Here is a 15,918-nt window from a genome sequence, read left to right on the forward strand (position 1 = left end):
GGCGGCGATGGTCGTCCCGGCGGGTACTGCGGCGTCGGTCAGCTGATGCCGGCTTCGGCGCAGAACTTGGCGTACGCCGTGGTGCAGACCTGCTCCTTGGTCGCGTAGCCGTCGGCGATGACGTCCTTGACGTTGTCCTTGTAGATGGCCTTCGGGGTGAGCAGCACCGAGGGGACGTCGCGGTCACCGTCCTTCACCGACTGGCCGGTGTCCTTCTTCTCGCCCTTGGCGAGCGCGATGGCCAGGTCCGCGGCGGCCTTGGCCTCTTCCCGGACTGCCTTGTAGACGGTCATGCACTGGTCACCGGCGAGGATGTTCTGCAGGCCCTCCACGCTGGCGTCCTGCCCGGTCACCGGCACCTTGCCGTTGATTTTGTTCTTCTTCAGGATCGAGATGGCGGCGTTGCCGAGAGTGTCGTTGGCCGCCAGCACGCCGTCGATCTTGCCCTTGGTCGCGGTGAGCTGCTGCTCGAAGATGGTCGCGGCGGTGGGGCCGTCCCAGCCCGGCACGGCGTCGTCCGGGCCCTTGGTGTATTCCTTGGAGTCGAACTTCGGCTTGAGCACCGAGTCGTAGCCGGCCTTGAACAGGGTGGCGTTGTTGTCGGTGGGCGAGCCGTTCAGGTACGACACGACAGGGTTCTTGACGCCCTTCTCGGTCAGGCACTTCGACAGGCCCTCACCCTGGAGCTTGCCGACGACCTCGTTGTCGAAGCTGACGTAGTACTGGGCGGAGCCGCCCAGGGTGAGCCGGTCGTAGTCGATGGTGGCGACGCCCTGCGACTTGGCCTTGTCGAGCACTGCCTTGCCGGTGCCGGAGTCCAGGTTGACGATCATCAGGGCGGTGACGCCGCCGGTGATCATCTGGTCGGCGATGGTCTGGAAGGCGGCCTTGTCGTTCTGGGCGTTCTGAATGTCGGACTGGACGCCGGCGGCCTTGAACGCCTCCTCCAGGAAGCGACGGTCCGCCGTCTCCCAGCGGGGGGAGGACTTGCTGTCCGGAAGGATCACGCCGATCTTGGGAGTCTTTTTGGAGTCGGCCGAGCCGGTGCCGGAGTCGTCGCTGCAGGCGGTCAAGCCGCCGGTCGTGAGCAGGCTCACGGCGGCGATGGTGAGGATCCCCTTACGCATGTGCAGGGTCCTTTCGGAGGTGGGGAGGTGTTGTTTTGTTGTGTCCGGCAACGTATTTCGCGTCACACCGGCTCCACAAGACCGCGCACGTGCCTAGTTTGTTGGGGGCGATAACAATTCAGCAACGCGACTGTTACTCCCCGGGTATCCCACGGGTAGGTCGACGTAACGCCGGGTCGACCGGCCGGCCGATCAGCACGGTCGGTGCGCCGGCTACCCGGGTGAGCACCAGGCTCGCCGCCGCGTCCCCGGCCAGCCGCAGGTCCCGCCGGAGCTGCTCCGGGGTCAGCGCCGAACCGCGCTTCAGGATCTCCACGCGGCCCACCCGGCGCTCCCGCAGCAGCGCCCGCAGGCGCTTGAGCGAGAACGGCATCACGTCGGTGATCTCCAGGCAGCGCGCGTACGGGGTGCGGATCGGCTGGTCGGCATACAGGTAGGCGATGCTCGGATCACCGAGGGTGGCGTCCAGTTCGGTGGCCAGTTCGGCGACGAGGTGCGCGCGGACCACCGCCGGGTCCGGGTCGTACAGGTAACGGCGCGGCGGCCCGACCGGCGCCTCGGTAGCACCCGAGCCGATGAGCTGGTGGCAGTGGACCTCGGTGCCCCGCTGGCGGTACAGGGTGGCGCGGCGGGGCACCTCCGCCAACTCGCCGCACCAGAGAGCCGCCTCGACCAGGTCGCCGTCCACTCCCACCCACTCGGCCTCCGCGCCGGCCGGGATGAGCGCGTGGTCCAGGCCCGGCGCCACCTTTACCACGGTGCGTGGCACCCGCTCGGCCAGCCCGGTGACGAAGTCCCACGGCGGTGAGTAGGCGCGTGGGTCGAAGATCCGCCGCCCGGTGCCGGTGGCGCGGCGGGCCGGATCGCAGAAGACCCCGTCCACCAGTGACACGTCGAACCCGGTCGCGTCGCCGCACTCGACAGTGAACAACTCGGCCAACCCGGCCGCGGCGGCGTTGGCGGCGGCCATGGCCGCTGTCACCGGGTCCGCCTCCACCCCGTACACCCGGATGCCGGCGCGGGCGGCGGCCAGCGCGTCGGCCCCGAGCCCGCACCCCAGGTCGGCCAGCGTGCGTACGCCGGCCGCCGACAACCGGGCGGCCCGCCGGTCGGCGACGACCCGGCGGGTGGCCTGCTCCAGGCCGGGACGGGTGAGGAACATCCCAGCGGCGGCCGAGCCGAACTTGCCGACCGCCCGGTGGCGCAGCTCGGCCTGGGTGAGCGCCGCCGCGGCGAGGGTCGGCGGCACCCCGGCCGCGCGCAGCGCCGACGCCGCGACCAGTGGATCACCGCCGGCCAGCTCGGCCGCCGCCGTGAGTGCGGCCGACCCCTCGGGGGTACGCAGCGCCGCCAGCTGATCGAGATCCACCCGGTCATTGTCCCGGCCGACCGGGAAATACTGGCTGGCGGGGCGCGACGCGCTGGCACTCTCCTTGACGGAGTGCTAGCCACGGAATAACCTGCGATTAGCACTCTCACCCTGAGGGTGCCAGCTTCCGGGTCTCGCGACCCGGGTGCGCACACCAGGCGGACCGGCACCCGCGACGACGGCCCCGCCCGGTGGTATAGGCAATTGACGCTGGTCGGCTTTGCCGGCCAGCAACGAAACCAGTACCCCGGAGGGTATGCCCGTGACTACGGCGACCAAGGTAGCGATCAAGCCGCTCGAGGACCGGATCCTGGTCCAGGCGAACGAGGCTGAGACCACCACGGCGTCGGGCATCGTGATCCCCGACACCGCCAAGGAGAAGCCGCAGGAGGGCACTGTCCTCGCTGTCGGCCCGGGGCGCGTCGACGACAACGGCAACCGGGTTCCGGTTGACGTGACCGTCGGCGACACCGTCCTTTACTCGAAGTACGGCGGCACCGAGGTCAAGTACGCCGGCGAGGAGTACCTGGTGCTCTCCGCCCGCGACGTCCTCGCGGTCATCGAGAAGTAAGCAACCGATCAGCGCCATTGCCCCGGTCCGGCTCGCCGGGCCGGGGCAATGGCGCTTCGAAGGGACATTTATGGCGAAGATCCTGAGTTTCTCGGACGACGCCCGACACCTGCTGGAGCACGGTGTCAACGCCCTCGCGGACACGGTCAAGGTCACCCTCGGCCCGCGCGGGCGCAACGTCGTCCTGGACAAGAAATTTGGTGCGCCGACGATCACCAACGATGGTGTGACCATCGCCAAGGAGATCGAGCTCACCAACCCGTACGAGAACCTTGGCGCGCAGCTGGTCAAGGAGGTGGCGACCAAGACCAACGACGTCGCTGGCGACGGGACCACCACCGCTACCGTGCTGGCCCAGGCGATGGTTCGCGAGGGTCTGCGCAACGTGACCGCCGGAACCAACCCGGCCGGTCTCAAGCGGGGCATCGACGCGGCGGCCACCAAGGTCTCCGAGGCGCTGCTCGGCAAGGCTGCCGAGGTCACCAGCAAGGAGTCGATCGCGAACGTGGCGACGATCTCCGCGCAGGACTCCACGATCGGCGACCTGATCGCCGAGGCGATGGAGCGCGTCGGCCGCGACGGTGTCATCACCGTCGAGGAAGGCTCGATGCTCACCACCGAACTGGAAGTGACCGAGGGCCTCCAGTTCGACAAGGGCTTCATCTCGCCGAACTTCGTCACCGACCTGGAGGGTCAGGAGTCCGTCCTCGAGGACGCGTACATCCTGGTCACCACCCAGAAGATCTCGGCGATCGAGGAGCTGCTGCCGCTGCTGGAGAAGGTCCTGCAGAACAGCAAGCCCCTGCTGATCATCGCCGAGGACGTGGACGGCCAGGCGCTCTCCACCCTGGTGGTCAACTCGCTGCGCAAGACCCTCAAGGTCTGCGCCGTGAAGGCCCCGGGCTTCGGTGACCGGCGCAAGGCGATGCTCCAGGACATCGCGATCTCCACGGGCGCCGAACTGGTCGCCCCGGAGCTGGGCTACAAGCTCGACCAGGTCGGCCTGGAGGTGCTCGGCACCGCCCGGCGGGTCGTGGTCGACAAGGAGAACACCACTATCGTCGACGGCGGTGGCCAGAAGGCCGACGTCACCGACCGGGTGTCCCAGATCCGCAAGGAGATCGAGGCTTCCGACTCCGACTGGGACCGGGAGAAGCTGGCCGAGCGGCTGGCGAAGCTCTCCGGTGGCATCGCCGTCATCAAGGCCGGCGCGGCGACCGAGGTCGAGATGAAGGAGCGCAAGCACCGCATCGAGGACGCCATCGCGGCGACCAAGGCCGCGGTCGAGGAGGGCACTGTGCCCGGCGGCGGCGCCGCACTGGTGCAGATCCTCTCGGTGCTCGACGACGACCTCGGCTTCACCGGTGACGAGAAGGTCGGCGTCTCGGTCGTCCGCAAGGCGCTCGTCGAGCCGCTGCGCTGGATCGCCCAGAACGCCGGTCACGACGGTTACGTCGTCACCCAGAAGGTCGCCGCCCTCGACTGGGGCAACGGCCTCGACGCCGCCAAGGGCGAGTACGTCGACCTGGTCAAGGCCGGCATCATCGACCCGGTGAAGGTGACCCGCAACGCGGTCACCAACGCCGCCTCGATCGCCGGTCTGCTGCTCACCACGGAGAGCCTCGTGGTGGAGAAGCCGGCGCAGGCCGAGTCGGCCGCCGGCGGCGGGCACGGCCACGGTCACGGCCACCAGCACGGCCCGGGCTTCTGATCCGGTAGCGACAACCGGGGCACACCGTCGTACGGCGGTGTGCCCCGGTTCGTTCTCCGGCCAGGCAGGTCATTACCGAACGCTGACGTTGTTGGCGGCCGGGCAAGATGATCGCGCACACTGGGCCGATGAGCACCACGTCACGGCGGTACGCCGCGTTGGCCGGAATCACCGCCGCCGCCGTCGCGATCGGGATCGCCGAACCGGTGGCGGTGTTGACCGGCCCCCGGTCGGCGCCCCTGGTCGCGGTCGGCGGGGTCATCGTCGACGCCGTCCCCGAGTCCCTGAAGCAACTGGCCATCGATCTCTTCGGCACCGCCGACAAGATCGCGCTGCTGGTCGGCACCGCCGTGTTGCTGGGCGCGTTCGCCGCACTCCTCGGCGTACTGGCAATCCGCCGACTGGCACTCGGCCTGGCCGGCATCGCCGTTTTCGGTGTCATCGGCGTCGCGGCCGCGGTGACCCGTTCCGGCGCGGACCTGGCCGACGCGCTGCCGTCCCTGGTCGGCGCCGGCCTCGGCGCCGTGGTCCTCTGGCTGTTCATCGCCGGACCGTTCGAACTGAACCCCTGGTCCTGGTCACCACCCACCCCGCCGGCCGGTCCTGACGAAGTGGACCCGGAATCGCGGCGGCGTTTCCTCACCGGCAGCGGAGTACTTCTCGGCACGGCGGTGGTGGCCGGTCTGGGCGGACGCTGGCTGGCAGGTCGACGGGGGGTCTCCGCAGCCCGCGACGCGATCCGCCTACCCGCCCCGGTCGCCCCCGCACCGGCCGTTCCGGCCGGCGCGGACCTCTCCGTGACCCAGCTCGCGCCGTACGTCACCCCGAACTTCGGGTTCTACCGGATCGACACCGCGCTCGTGGTGCCCCAGGTCGACCCGGACACCTGGCGGTTGCGGATCCACGGGCGGGTCGGCAGGGAACGTACCTACACCTACGCGGACCTGCTGGCCCGACCGCTCGTCGAGCGGTACGTCACGCTCGCCTGCGTCTCCAACGAGGTCGGTGGAGACCTGATCGGCAACGCCCGCTGGCTCGGCGTACCCCTGCGGGAACTGCTCGACGAAGTCGAGCCCGACGACGACGCCGACCAGGTCGTCGGCCGGTCGGTCGACGGCTGGACCTGCGGCACCCCCACCGCCGCGCTGCGCGACGGACGGGACGCGCTACTGGCCGTCGGGATGAACGGTGAGCCGCTGCCGGTCGAGCACGGCTTCCCGGTCCGGATGGTGGTGCCCGGCCTCTACGGCTACGTGTCAGCCTGCAAATGGGTGACCGAACTGGAGCTGACCCGGTTCGCCGACTTCGACGCGTACTGGGTGCCGCGCGGCTGGTCCCCCCAAGGGCCCATCAAGACGCAGTCCCGGATCGACGCGCCGCGGGGACGCAACCGGCTCACCACCGGCCCGGTGACCGTCGCCGGAGTCGCCTGGGCGCAGCACCGGGGCATCAGCCGAGTCGAGGTACGCGTCGACGACGGCCAGTGGCAGGAAGCCACGCTGGCGCCGACCGTCTCGGTCGACACCTGGGTGCAGTGGTCCTGGCGCTGGGACGCCACACCGGGCGAACACCGGCTCCAGGTCCGCGCGACCGACGCGACAGGCGAGACCCAGACCGAACGTACGCAGGACGTCGTCCCCGACGGCGCCACCGGCTGGCACACGGTCACGGTCACCGTCCGCTGAGCCACGGCCCGGCGCCGCCTTTCGGCGGGCTCGGCTTGATCCACTCGGCTTGATGGAAATCGCGGTGTCCGGGGAGAGCGGGATGCCCCGACATCAAGGAAATCTTGTCGATCATCGCCCCCGACGGTCAGCGTGAGGTGGTCGTGGGCGGTCGTTGTCACAACGCGCGAAACCGCGCCTCCAGATCGGGGGCGCGGTTTCGCGGACGTCAGGGACGGGTCGGGTCAGGCGACGTTTCGTTGGGCGGGGACTGTCGACTTGTGCGGGCGGCCCAGGCGGGCTTCCAGCCGTGCGACGTCGACCCGGGCGTGCCGGCGGTCGGCCAGGTCCTCCCAGCCAACGGCGAGCAGTCGCAGGCGCTCCGACTCGCTGAAGCCGCCCCACACGCCGTACGGCTCTCGTACGGACAGCGCGTGGGCGGCGCACTCGGCGCGGACCGGGCAGGCGCGGCAGACCGACTTGGCGGCGGACTCGCGGCGCAGCCGGGATGATCCTCGCTCACCGTCGGGGTGGAAGAACTGGGCGCTGTCGCGCCCTCGACAGGCACCGAGTCGCTGCCAGTCCCAGAGATCGACGATGGGTCCGGGCAGTCTACGTACGTTCGACATCAGCACCCCTCCTCCCGCGCGGCTCCGCGAGAATCCTTATGGCCGGCATCCGGGCGGCGGGCCGCGCAGGCGCACCGTTCCCGGCCTGGATCTCCCGGTACCCGGGCCGTCGTCAACTCACACGTGTGTGATCGAAAACGTCCGGGATATTGCGGCTTTTGCCCCATCTGTCGGAAAAGTTCGAAGGATTGCCCGGAACCCCCTCCCCAGCCGACCCCGTCATGGTCTGCTCGTTGGCGGAGAGGAGACCACAGTGCGTACCGTTCTTGTGTGCGTTCGGACACCACTCGCGGCCCAGCACCTTACTTCTGCTGCCGCGCGACTGGGGTTGTCCGCGATCGTTCGTACCGCCGTCTCTGATCCCGAGGTGATGCTGCGGCTGGCCGAGCGACCGGCCGACGTGGTTCTGGCCGACACGGCCCTCACCCGGCCGGACAGCGCCGGCTTCGTCCGCCGGGTGTTGGCGCGTGCGCCGCAGGCGGCGGTGCTGCTGCTCGGCACCGAGGAGTCCGAGGCCGCGGCGGCCACCATCAGCGCCGGGGCCCGGGGGCTGATCCAGAATGTCGACCATGACCTGACCAGCGCGGTGGCGAAGGCGCTCCTGCTGCTCACCGCGCCCGGCCGTGCCTCTCGGCAGCGGGTGACCGATCCGGCCCGCGACGCCGCCGCGGTGGGTGGTTCCGGTCGTTCCGGGCCGTCGCCACGTGGTTCCGGTGATCCCGCCTGGGCGGCCGCTGCCGCTGACGGGTCGGCCGGTGTGCCGTCGGTGCCGGTTCAGCGGGGCGACGACGAGGCGGAGGCGGGGTCCGGCGAGTCGACGACGCAGACCGACCCAGGCCGTCCCGCCCCGAACGCCCGGCCGAGTCGGGCGTCGATCGGCCTCACCGAACGCGAGCTTCAGGTGCTGCTCGGGATGGCCGAGGGCAAGAGCAACGCGGAGATCGGCCGGGAGTTGTTCGTCTCGGAGGACACCGTCAAGACGCACGCCCGCCGGCTGTTCCGCAAGCTCGGCGCCCGGGACCGGGCGCACGCGGTGGCGGCGGGGTTCCGCGCCGGCCTGGTGGCCTGACACCCCGCAGGGCCGCCGCCGGGCACTCCGCGCGGAAGCAGGGCCCCGTAGGGCGCCGGGCTCAGCGGGGTACGCCACGCGACAGCAGGGGGTACGCCGTTCAGCCGCGTGGCGGCGTCACGTGGTGACGGTCGGGGGGCCCGGTTCGTCCTCGGTGCCCTCGGACAGGGTGTCGTGCACCCCGTCCGCGTACCCCCGGGCGTAGTCCCAGGTCACGTAGTGGTCCGGGTCGGGGTCGTACGCGGGCTCGTGCACCCGGGGCCGCCCGGAGTTGAGCAGGTGCCGCAGGTTGCCGCGGAGCAGGTCCCAGTCGAAGTAGTGCGGCTCGCGACAGTCCTCGCATTCGATCACCAGCCCGCGCACCCCGATCGGGGCCAGCAGAGCCTGGTAGATCTCCAGGTCGGCGAGGTCTTCCAGCACGTCCTGCCGCTCGACGTCGGTGAGCGGATCCGGCGTCGCGTCGTCGCCCGGGTCATCCAGACCCGCTGTCGGATCGGCCGGGTCGCCGTTGAACGGGTCGATGGGCTCGTCGTGCACCCCTTCACCGTAGACCCACGGCGGGGCGGACGTCCGCCCCCCGGCCTCCGGGCCGGGCCGGCCTGCCACGGACGGGTCGCCCAGCTCACTGGGTACGATGAGGCGACGTGCCGGCACCGTGGCGCGCTCCGGTGCCCGCCCGCGCCACCTCGCTGAAGCCCATCCGAGCAGCTCAGGGGAGCAATCGTGGAAAATTCGCCCAGCATTGATCTTCCGGCCGGCGTCGAGCACGCCGACCTGGGCGGCCACCTGCCCGAGCTGCCGGCCGGCTCCGCCCGGGTGGTTCCGCTCGGTCTCACCTTCGATGACGTGCTGCTCCAGCCGGGCGAGTCGGATGTGGTGCCCAGCCGCGTCAATACCCGGACGAAGCTCACTCGCAACATCGAGTTGTCCATCCCGTTGCTGTCCAGTGCGATGGACACGGTGACCGAGGCCCGGATGGCGATCGCGATGGCCCGCCAGGGCGGCATCGGCGTGTTGCACCGCAACCTCTCCCTGGAGGACCAGGCCCTTCAGGTCGACCTGGTCAAGCGCTCCGAGTCCGGCATGATCACCAACCCGGTGACGGCCAGCCCGGACGACACGCTGCGCGAGGTCGACGAGCTGTGCGGGCGTTACCGCATCTCGGGCGTTCCGGTGGTGGACGGCGACGGCCAGTTGGTCGGCATCGTCACCAACCGGGACATGCGTTTCGTGTCCGAGCCGAACACGCCGGTCCGCGAGATCATGACCCACACCCCGCTTGTCACCGCCCGGGTCGGGGTGAGCAAGGACGAAGCCCTGGCGCTGCTGCGTCAGCACAAGGTCGAGAAGCTGCCGATCGTCGACGACTCGGGCCGGTTGCGGGGCCTGATCACGGTCAAGGACTTCACCAAGAGCGAGCAGTACCCGGACGCCAGCAAGGACGACGCCGGTCGGCTGCGGGTCGCCGCCGCCATCGGGGTGGGCGAGGATGCGTACAAGCGGGCCCGTGCCCTGGTCGACGCGGGCGTCGACGTGCTGATCGTGGACACCGCGCACGGTCACCAGCGGGCCGTGCTGGACATGGTTCGCCGGCTCAAGGCAGACGTGGCTGTCGACATCATGGGCGGCAACGTGGCCACGTACGCCGGTGCGAAGGCGCTCGTCGACGCTGGCGCCGACGGCGTCAAGGTGGGCGTGGGGCCGGGTGCGATCTGCACCACCCGGATCGTCGCCGGGGTCGGCGTGCCGCAGGTGACCGCGATCATGGAGGCGGCCCGGGCCGCCCGTCCGGCCGGCGTGCCGGTGATCGGCGACGGTGGCATCCAGTATTCCGGCGACATCGCCAAGGCCCTGGTGGCCGGCGCCGACACGGTGATGCTGGGCAGCCTGCTGGCTGGTTGCGAGGAGAGCCCCGGCGAGCTGATCTTCGTCAACGGCAAGCAGTTCAAGACGTACCGCGGGATGGGGTCGCTGGGCGCGATGCAGTCCCGGGGTCAGGCCAAGTCGTACAGCAAGGACCGCTACTTCCAGCAGGACGTGCTCAACGACGACAAGTTGGTCCCCGAGGGCGTGGAGGGTCAGGTGCCCTACCGGGGGCCGCTCTCCCGGGTGGCCCACCAGCTGGTCGGTGGCCTGCGACTGGCCATGGGGTACGCCGGTGCGGAGAACATCCCCGATCTGCACCGCCGTGGCCAGCTCATCCGGATCACCGCGGCTGGCCTGAAGGAGAGCCACCCGCACGACATCCAGATGACCGTCGAGGCGCCCAACTACCACACCCGCTGACCCACCACCCCCAACCACCTGGAGTCCCCCATGCGTGACGTGGTCGAGATCGGGCTGGGCAAGACCGCGCAGCGCGGCTACCACCTGGACGACATCGCCATCGTGCCGAGCCGCCGCACCCGGGACGTCGACGACGTCTCGACGTCCTGGCAGCTCGACGCGTACCAGTTCGGCATTCCGTGCGTCGGCCACCCCTCCGACGCCACAATGAGCCCGTCCTCGGCGGTGCGCCTCGGTCAGCTCGGCGGCCTCGGCGTGCTCAACGTGGAAGGGCTCTGGACCCGCTACGAGAATCCGACGAAGGTGCTGGACGAGTTGGCCGGCCTCGACGAGGAGGCCCGCGCCACCAAGCGGCTCCAGGAGGTGTACGCCGAGCCGATCCGTCCGGACCTGATCGCGGAGCGGGTTCGTGAGCTGCGTGCCGGTGGCGGCACCGTGGCGGTGCGGGTCTCCCCGCAGCACACCCTCGCGCTGGCGCCGGTGATCCTGGACGCCGGGGTGGACATCCTGGTCATCCAGGGCACCATCGTCTCGGCCGAGCACGTGTCGACCACCGACGAGCCGCTGAACCTCAAGGAGTTCATCGCCGACCTCGACCTGCCGGTGATCGTCGGTGGCTGCACCGACTACAAGACGGCGCTGCACCTGATGCGGACCGGCGCGGCCGGCGTGATCGTGGGCATCGGCGGCGACGAGTGGTCGACCACCGAGTCGGTGCTGGGCATCCGGGTGCCGATGGCCACCGCGATCGCCGACGCCGCGGCGGCCCGCCGCGACTACCTGGACGAGACCGGTGGACGGTACGTGCACCTGATCGCCGACGGTGACATGCAGACCTCTGGTGACATCGCGAAGGCCCTCGGTTGCGGCGCGGACGCGGTGATGCTCGGTGAGCCGCTGTCGTTGTGCGACGAGGCCCCGGCCGGTGGTGCCTGGTGGCACTCGGCGGCGAGTCACCCGTCGCTTCCCCGTGGTGCCTTCGAGGTCTCCGGCGAGCCGCTCGGGTCGATGGAGCAGTTGCTCTTCGGGCCGGCCGATGAGGCGGACGGTCAGCTCAACCTGTTCGGTGGGCTGCGTCGGGCGATGGCCAAGTGCGGGTACCGCGATTTGAAGGAGTTCCAGAAGGTCGGCCTGGTCCTCGACCGCTGACCGGTCCGTCAGACGCCGAAAGGCCGGCCCCGCCTGGTGCGGGGCCGGCCTTCGCGCGTCGACCCGGGAGTTACTTCTCCAGGTAGATGGTCAGGTCGGACATGTTGCGGTAGCTGGTCGCCGCGAAGTCCAGCGACTGGCCCTTGTTGTCCGCGCCGCCGGGGGCGGTGTCCATCTCCCAGTTGGCGTGGTGGAAGTTGCGTTCGCCGATGGTCTGGAAGAACTGCTGGAAGTTGAGGTCGCCGTCGCCGAGCGGCACCATCTGGTACCCGTTGGGGACGCTCGTGTCCCGGTCGCCGTCCTTGGCGTGGAAGAGCGGGAACCGGGTGGTCCGGTCGGCCACCGTGAGGATCGGATCGAACAGGTCGGTGACCTCCTGGCCGGCCGGGTTGACGTACTTCTGGTGCTTGTAGCGGGCCACGTAGGCCCAGTAGATGTCCAGCTCGAAGAAGACGTACCGCGGGTCGGTGATCTCGAAGAAGTACTCCAGTCGGCGGATGCCGGAGGACCGGGTCTGCCGGCCCTGCGCGTCGCGTGGGCCCCTGTCGATCAGGAAGTTGTACGCGGCGTCGTGGTTGTGCGTGTAGAGCCGCATGCCCCGGGCCCTGGCCTGCCGGCCCAGCTCGTTCCAGATGTCCGCGGCGGCGTCCCACTCGGCCTTGTACGCGCTGCTGGTCGGGTCGCTGCCGGTGCCGATGTTCTTCATGCCGAGTTCCTCGGCGATGTCGAGTTGCTGTTGGAAGGTGGTCGGCTGGATCGTGGCGTGGGTGCCGTTGGCCACCAGGCCGTTGTCGTCGAGAATCTTGCGGATCTCGGCGGGGGTGATCTGCCGGCCCAGGATCTCGGTGCTCTGGGTGTAGCCGGCGAACTCGATCTCCTTGTAGCCGATCTCGGCGAGTCGGGCGAGGACGCGCTCGAAGCCGTACGGCACACCGCTGTCGTCGGGCGCGGCGGTGATCCGGTCGCGGACGCTGTACAGGATGATGCCGCGGTTGCGGGCCGGGATCAGCGGCTCGACCCGCAGCTTGCTCGCGGGGTTGGCGAGCGCGGGCGTGCCGGTGGCGAGGACGGGTAGGCCGGCCGCGCCGATCGCGGCGGCGGCCCCGGCGGAGGCGGCGAGCAGGGATCGGCGGCTGAGCCGGCCGGTGGGGGTGGCGTCGGGGGCGGTGTGGTCTGGCATGGTTCCACCTTTCGGGACGGTGGTCGGAGACCGACACTAACGTCGGTCTAAGTCGAAAGAAAGGTTCGATCGACGTCAGCTTTTGTTCGATTCGACGAAAGTCACTGATGATCGTCGATTCCGGTCGGGCGGCCCGCGATGCTGGCTACGCTCGGCCTGAGCGGGGTGCCGCAGGAGGGGTGGGCATGGTCCTGACCGGACGGAGACTGCGCGTCGCCGTCGCGCTGACCTGCGTGATCGGGCTTTCCGCCACCGGTTGCACCGGTGACGACGGCGACGGCTTCCGGCCCGGTGCCGCCGACGTCGGCGACCCGTACGTGCCGGGGCACGGCAACGGCGGTTACGACGTCGGGCACTACGGCCTCGACGTCCGCTACGACCCGTCGACCGATCGGCTGACCGGCCGAGCCGTGATCACGGCCACCGCCACCCAGGACCTGTCCCGGTTCAATCTGGACCTGGTCGGCCTTGAGGTCCGGGCGGTGAGCGTGGGTGACGCACCCGCCGAGCACCGGCGCGGCGACGGCGAGTTGGTGGTGACGCCCCGCGACGGCCTGCCGCGTGGCCGGCAGTTCACAGTGACTGTCGAGTACGCGGGCGTCCCCACGGCCGTCGACGACGGGGCGTTGGGCAGTGGCGGTTTCCTGCACACCGCAGACGGCGCTGTGGCGCTCGGGCAACCCGACTCGGCCGCCACCTGGTTCCCGGTCAACGACCACCCGTCGGACAAGGCCACCTACGACCTGGCGGTGACCGTCCCTGGTGGCCTGGTGGCCCTGAGCAACGGCGTACCCGGGCCGAAGAGCAGCGCCGACGGATGGACCACCTGGCGCTGGTCGGAGCGCACCCCGATGGCCAGCTACCTGAGCACGCTGGTGATCGGGGACTACCGGGTGGTGACCGGCACGCACGCCGGCCGACCGATGGTCACGGCGGTGGCCGCGAGTCTGCCGGCGACCGGCGGGGCGGCCACCTCGGTCGCCCGCACCGGCGCGATCGTCGACTTCCTGGCCAGCCGCTTCGGCCCGTACCCGTTCGACTCGTACGGCGGGATCGTGATCGCCGACGACCGGGTCGGGTACGCGCTGGAAACCCAGTCCCGTCCGGTCTACGGGCCTGCCTTCTTCTCCGACGACAGGCCCAACCCGGGCGTCGTCGCGCACGAGTTGGCACACCAGTGGTTCGGCGACAGCGTGTCGCTGACCAGATGGAGCGACATCTGGCTCAACGAGGGCTTCGCCAGCTACGCCGAGTGGCTGTGGGAGGAGCACGACGGCGGCCGGACCGCCCAGCGCAACTTCGAGATCCAGTACGCGGCGACGGACTGGACGCAGCCGTCGGTCGAGCCCGGCCGGGAGCAGATGTTCGGCACCGCCGTCTACAAGCGCGGGGCTCTCGCCGTACACGCGTTGCGCAGGACCGTCGGCGACGACCTCTTCTTCCGCATCCTGCGCACCTGGACCAGTGAGCGGGCGGCGGGCAACGCGACCACAGCGGACCTCGTCGCGCTGGCCGAGCGGGTCGCCGGACGGCAACTGCGTCCGCTCTTCGGCGCCTGGTTGGTGGGTGGCTCGGCCCCCACACTGCCGTGATCAAGTGCCGCCGCCCGGTCGATATGCTGCCGCCTGCGAACGGCGGGTGGCCGCCGTCCGCGCGGAGCGGCGCAGGCCGTGACCGGCCACCGTGCGAAAGGGTGTGGGATGCGGCGGACGCGGCACAGACTGCGAACGGGTGCCGGCCTGCTGGTGGCCGCCGCGCTCGTGGTTTCCGGATGCGACTCGACGGGCCCGGACGCGGCACCACCACCGAGCGCGTCCCCCACGCCGCCGCGGATGTTCACCGCGGGCGCCGACGGGGTCGGTGACGCCTACTTCCCGACCTACGGCAACGGCGGCTACGACGTCGGGCGGTACACCGTGAAGGTGCGCTACGACCCGGCCAAGGACCAGTTGACTGGTACGACCACGGTGCGGGCCACCGCGACGGCGGACCTGTCGACGTTCAACCTCGACCTGGCCGGCCTGACCGTCAGCGCGGTCACCGTGGACGGCGCACCCGCCACCCACAGCCGCAAGCGGAACGAGCTGGTGGTCAAGCCGGCTTCCGGTCTGATCAACGGCAACGGGTTCGTCGCCGAGATAACCTACGCCGGTAAGCCGAAGCCGCTGAAGAACGAGGCGCTCGGTGACGGCGGCTTCCTGCACACCACCGACGGTGCCATCGCGCTGGGCCAGCCCGAGTCGGCGAGCACCTGGTTCCCGGTGAACGACCACCCGTCGGACAAGGCCGCCTACGACGTCGAGGTCACCGTCCCGGACGGCCTGACCGCGATCAGCAACGGCGTTCCCGGCGGGAAGGCCAGCTCGGGCGGTTGGACCACCTGGAAGTGGTCGGAGACGTCGCCGATGGCGAGCTATCTGAGCACCCTGGTGATCGGTAGGTTCCGGATCACCACGGGCGAGCACAAGGGCCGCCCGGTCTACAACGCCGTCACCACCACCGAGGCCAAGGGAAACGCGGACGCGTCCATCGCGCAGACCGTCACGGTGGCCGACTACCTGGAGAGTGTGTTCGGGCCGTACCCGTTCGACGCGTACGGCGGGGTGGTGATCTCCGACAGCCGGATCTCGTACGCACTGGAGACGCAGAGCCGACCGGTCTACGCGGCGAGCTTCTTCCGGCAGGGCGAGAACACCGAGGTCGTCGCCCACGAGCTGGCCCACCAGTGGTTCGGCGACAGCGTCTCGTTGGCCAGGTGGGAGGACATCTGGCTCAACGAGGGCTTCGCGACGTACGCGGAGTGGCTCTGGGCCGAGCACACCGGTGCGTACACCGCCAAGAAGGCGTTCGACAGCAGGTACGCCAGCATGTCCGCCCGGGTGTGGCAGACACCGCCGGGTAAGCCGGGGGCGGACAAGCTGTTCAGCGAGTCGGTCTACCAGCGCGGCGGGATGACACTGCACGCCCTGCGGGTGGCCGTCGGGGACACGGCGTTCTTCGACATCGTCAAGACCTGGGCGGCGGAGAAGCGCGACGGCACCGCCACCACCGCCGAGTTCGTGGCAGTGGCCGAGCGGATCTCCGGCAGGCAGCTCGACGCGATCTTCGACGCCTGGCTCTACGGCACGAAGAGGCCCACCCTGCCCAAGCGGCTCTGAGCGGC

Annotated in this window: 13 protein-coding genes; 8 read left to right on the plus strand and 5 right to left on the minus strand. The window is 70.2% G+C overall.

Features of this window, described 5'->3' with window-relative positions; translation table 11 throughout:
- Positions 1-38: 38 nt before the first annotated feature.
- Positions 39-1,127, minus strand: coding sequence for a substrate-binding domain-containing protein (locus ABZ406_RS21150; protein WP_357764113.1), 1,089 nt, complete (start codon positions 1,125-1,127; stop codon positions 39-41).
- Between the two features lie 133 nt (positions 1,128-1,260).
- Positions 1,261-2,496: a methyltransferase domain-containing protein gene (locus ABZ406_RS21155; RefSeq protein ID WP_357764116.1), complete on the minus strand. Its 1,236-nt coding sequence runs from the start codon at positions 2,494-2,496 to the stop codon at positions 1,261-1,263.
- A gap of 256 nt (positions 2,497-2,752) precedes the next feature.
- Between ABZ406_RS21155 and groES the strand changes: the two genes are divergently transcribed.
- From groES to ABZ406_RS21170, 3 genes are all read left to right on the plus strand, one after another.
- On the plus strand, positions 2,753-3,067 hold the full coding sequence (gene groES, locus ABZ406_RS21160) for a co-chaperone GroES (protein WP_357764119.1): 315 nt from the start codon (positions 2,753-2,755) through the stop codon (positions 3,065-3,067).
- A 70-nt stretch (positions 3,068-3,137) separates the two neighbouring features.
- Positions 3,138-4,778: a chaperonin GroEL gene (groL, locus tag ABZ406_RS21165; protein WP_357764121.1), complete on the plus strand. Its 1,641-nt coding sequence runs from the start codon at positions 3,138-3,140 to the stop codon at positions 4,776-4,778.
- 128 nt (positions 4,779-4,906) lie between these two features.
- Positions 4,907-6,463: a molybdopterin-dependent oxidoreductase gene (locus tag ABZ406_RS21170; protein WP_357764124.1), complete on the plus strand. Its 1,557-nt coding sequence runs from the start codon at positions 4,907-4,909 to the stop codon at positions 6,461-6,463.
- A 224-nt stretch (positions 6,464-6,687) separates the two neighbouring features.
- Here the strand turns inward: ABZ406_RS21170 and ABZ406_RS21175 are convergent, their stop codons facing one another.
- Complete coding sequence (locus ABZ406_RS21175) at positions 6,688-7,071, minus strand: WhiB family transcriptional regulator (RefSeq protein ID WP_091406539.1); 384 nt, start codon at positions 7,069-7,071, stop codon at positions 6,688-6,690.
- 253 nt (positions 7,072-7,324) lie between these two features.
- On the opposite strand from ABZ406_RS21175, the gene ABZ406_RS21180 reads away from it, so the two are divergent.
- The gene (locus ABZ406_RS21180) at positions 7,325-8,140 is read left to right on the plus strand and encodes a response regulator transcription factor (protein ID WP_357764127.1); all 816 of its coding nucleotides are present in this window, start codon (positions 7,325-7,327) and stop codon (positions 8,138-8,140) included.
- A gap of 117 nt (positions 8,141-8,257) precedes the next feature.
- On the opposite strand, the gene ABZ406_RS21185 is transcribed toward ABZ406_RS21180, so the two are convergent.
- Positions 8,258-8,677, minus strand: a complete 420-nt coding sequence (locus ABZ406_RS21185; RefSeq protein ID WP_357764130.1) for a DUF5319 domain-containing protein — start codon at positions 8,675-8,677, stop codon at positions 8,258-8,260.
- 186 nt (positions 8,678-8,863) lie between these two features.
- On the opposite strand from ABZ406_RS21185, the gene guaB reads away from it, so the two are divergent.
- On the plus strand, positions 8,864-10,426 hold the full coding sequence (guaB, locus tag ABZ406_RS21190) for an IMP dehydrogenase (protein ID WP_357764133.1): 1,563 nt from the start codon (positions 8,864-8,866) through the stop codon (positions 10,424-10,426).
- A 30-nt stretch (positions 10,427-10,456) separates the two neighbouring features.
- Positions 10,457-11,575 carry a GuaB3 family IMP dehydrogenase-related protein gene (locus tag ABZ406_RS21195; protein WP_357764136.1) on the plus strand — a complete coding sequence of 373 codons (1,119 nt, stop codon included), beginning with the start codon at positions 10,457-10,459 and terminating at the stop codon, positions 11,573-11,575.
- 70 nt (positions 11,576-11,645) lie between these two features.
- Here ABZ406_RS21195 and ABZ406_RS21200 read toward each other — a convergent pair whose 3' ends face one another.
- Positions 11,646-12,755: a sugar phosphate isomerase/epimerase gene (locus tag ABZ406_RS21200; RefSeq protein ID WP_357764139.1), complete on the minus strand. Its 1,110-nt coding sequence runs from the start codon at positions 12,753-12,755 to the stop codon at positions 11,646-11,648.
- Positions 12,756-12,940: 185 nt separating this feature from the next.
- Between ABZ406_RS21200 and ABZ406_RS21205 the strand changes: the two genes are divergently transcribed.
- The gene (locus ABZ406_RS21205) at positions 12,941-14,347 is read left to right on the plus strand and encodes a M1 family metallopeptidase (RefSeq protein WP_357764142.1); all 1,407 of its coding nucleotides are present in this window, start codon (positions 12,941-12,943) and stop codon (positions 14,345-14,347) included.
- Positions 14,348-14,455: 108 nt separating this feature from the next.
- Positions 14,456-15,913: a M1 family metallopeptidase gene (locus ABZ406_RS21210; protein ID WP_357764145.1), complete on the plus strand. Its 1,458-nt coding sequence runs from the start codon at positions 14,456-14,458 to the stop codon at positions 15,911-15,913.
- Positions 15,914-15,918: the final 5 nt, after the last annotated feature.

It is taken from the genome of Micromonospora sp. NPDC005710, assembly GCF_040630995.1.
Taxonomy (GTDB): domain Bacteria; phylum Actinomycetota; class Actinomycetes; order Mycobacteriales; family Micromonosporaceae; genus Micromonospora.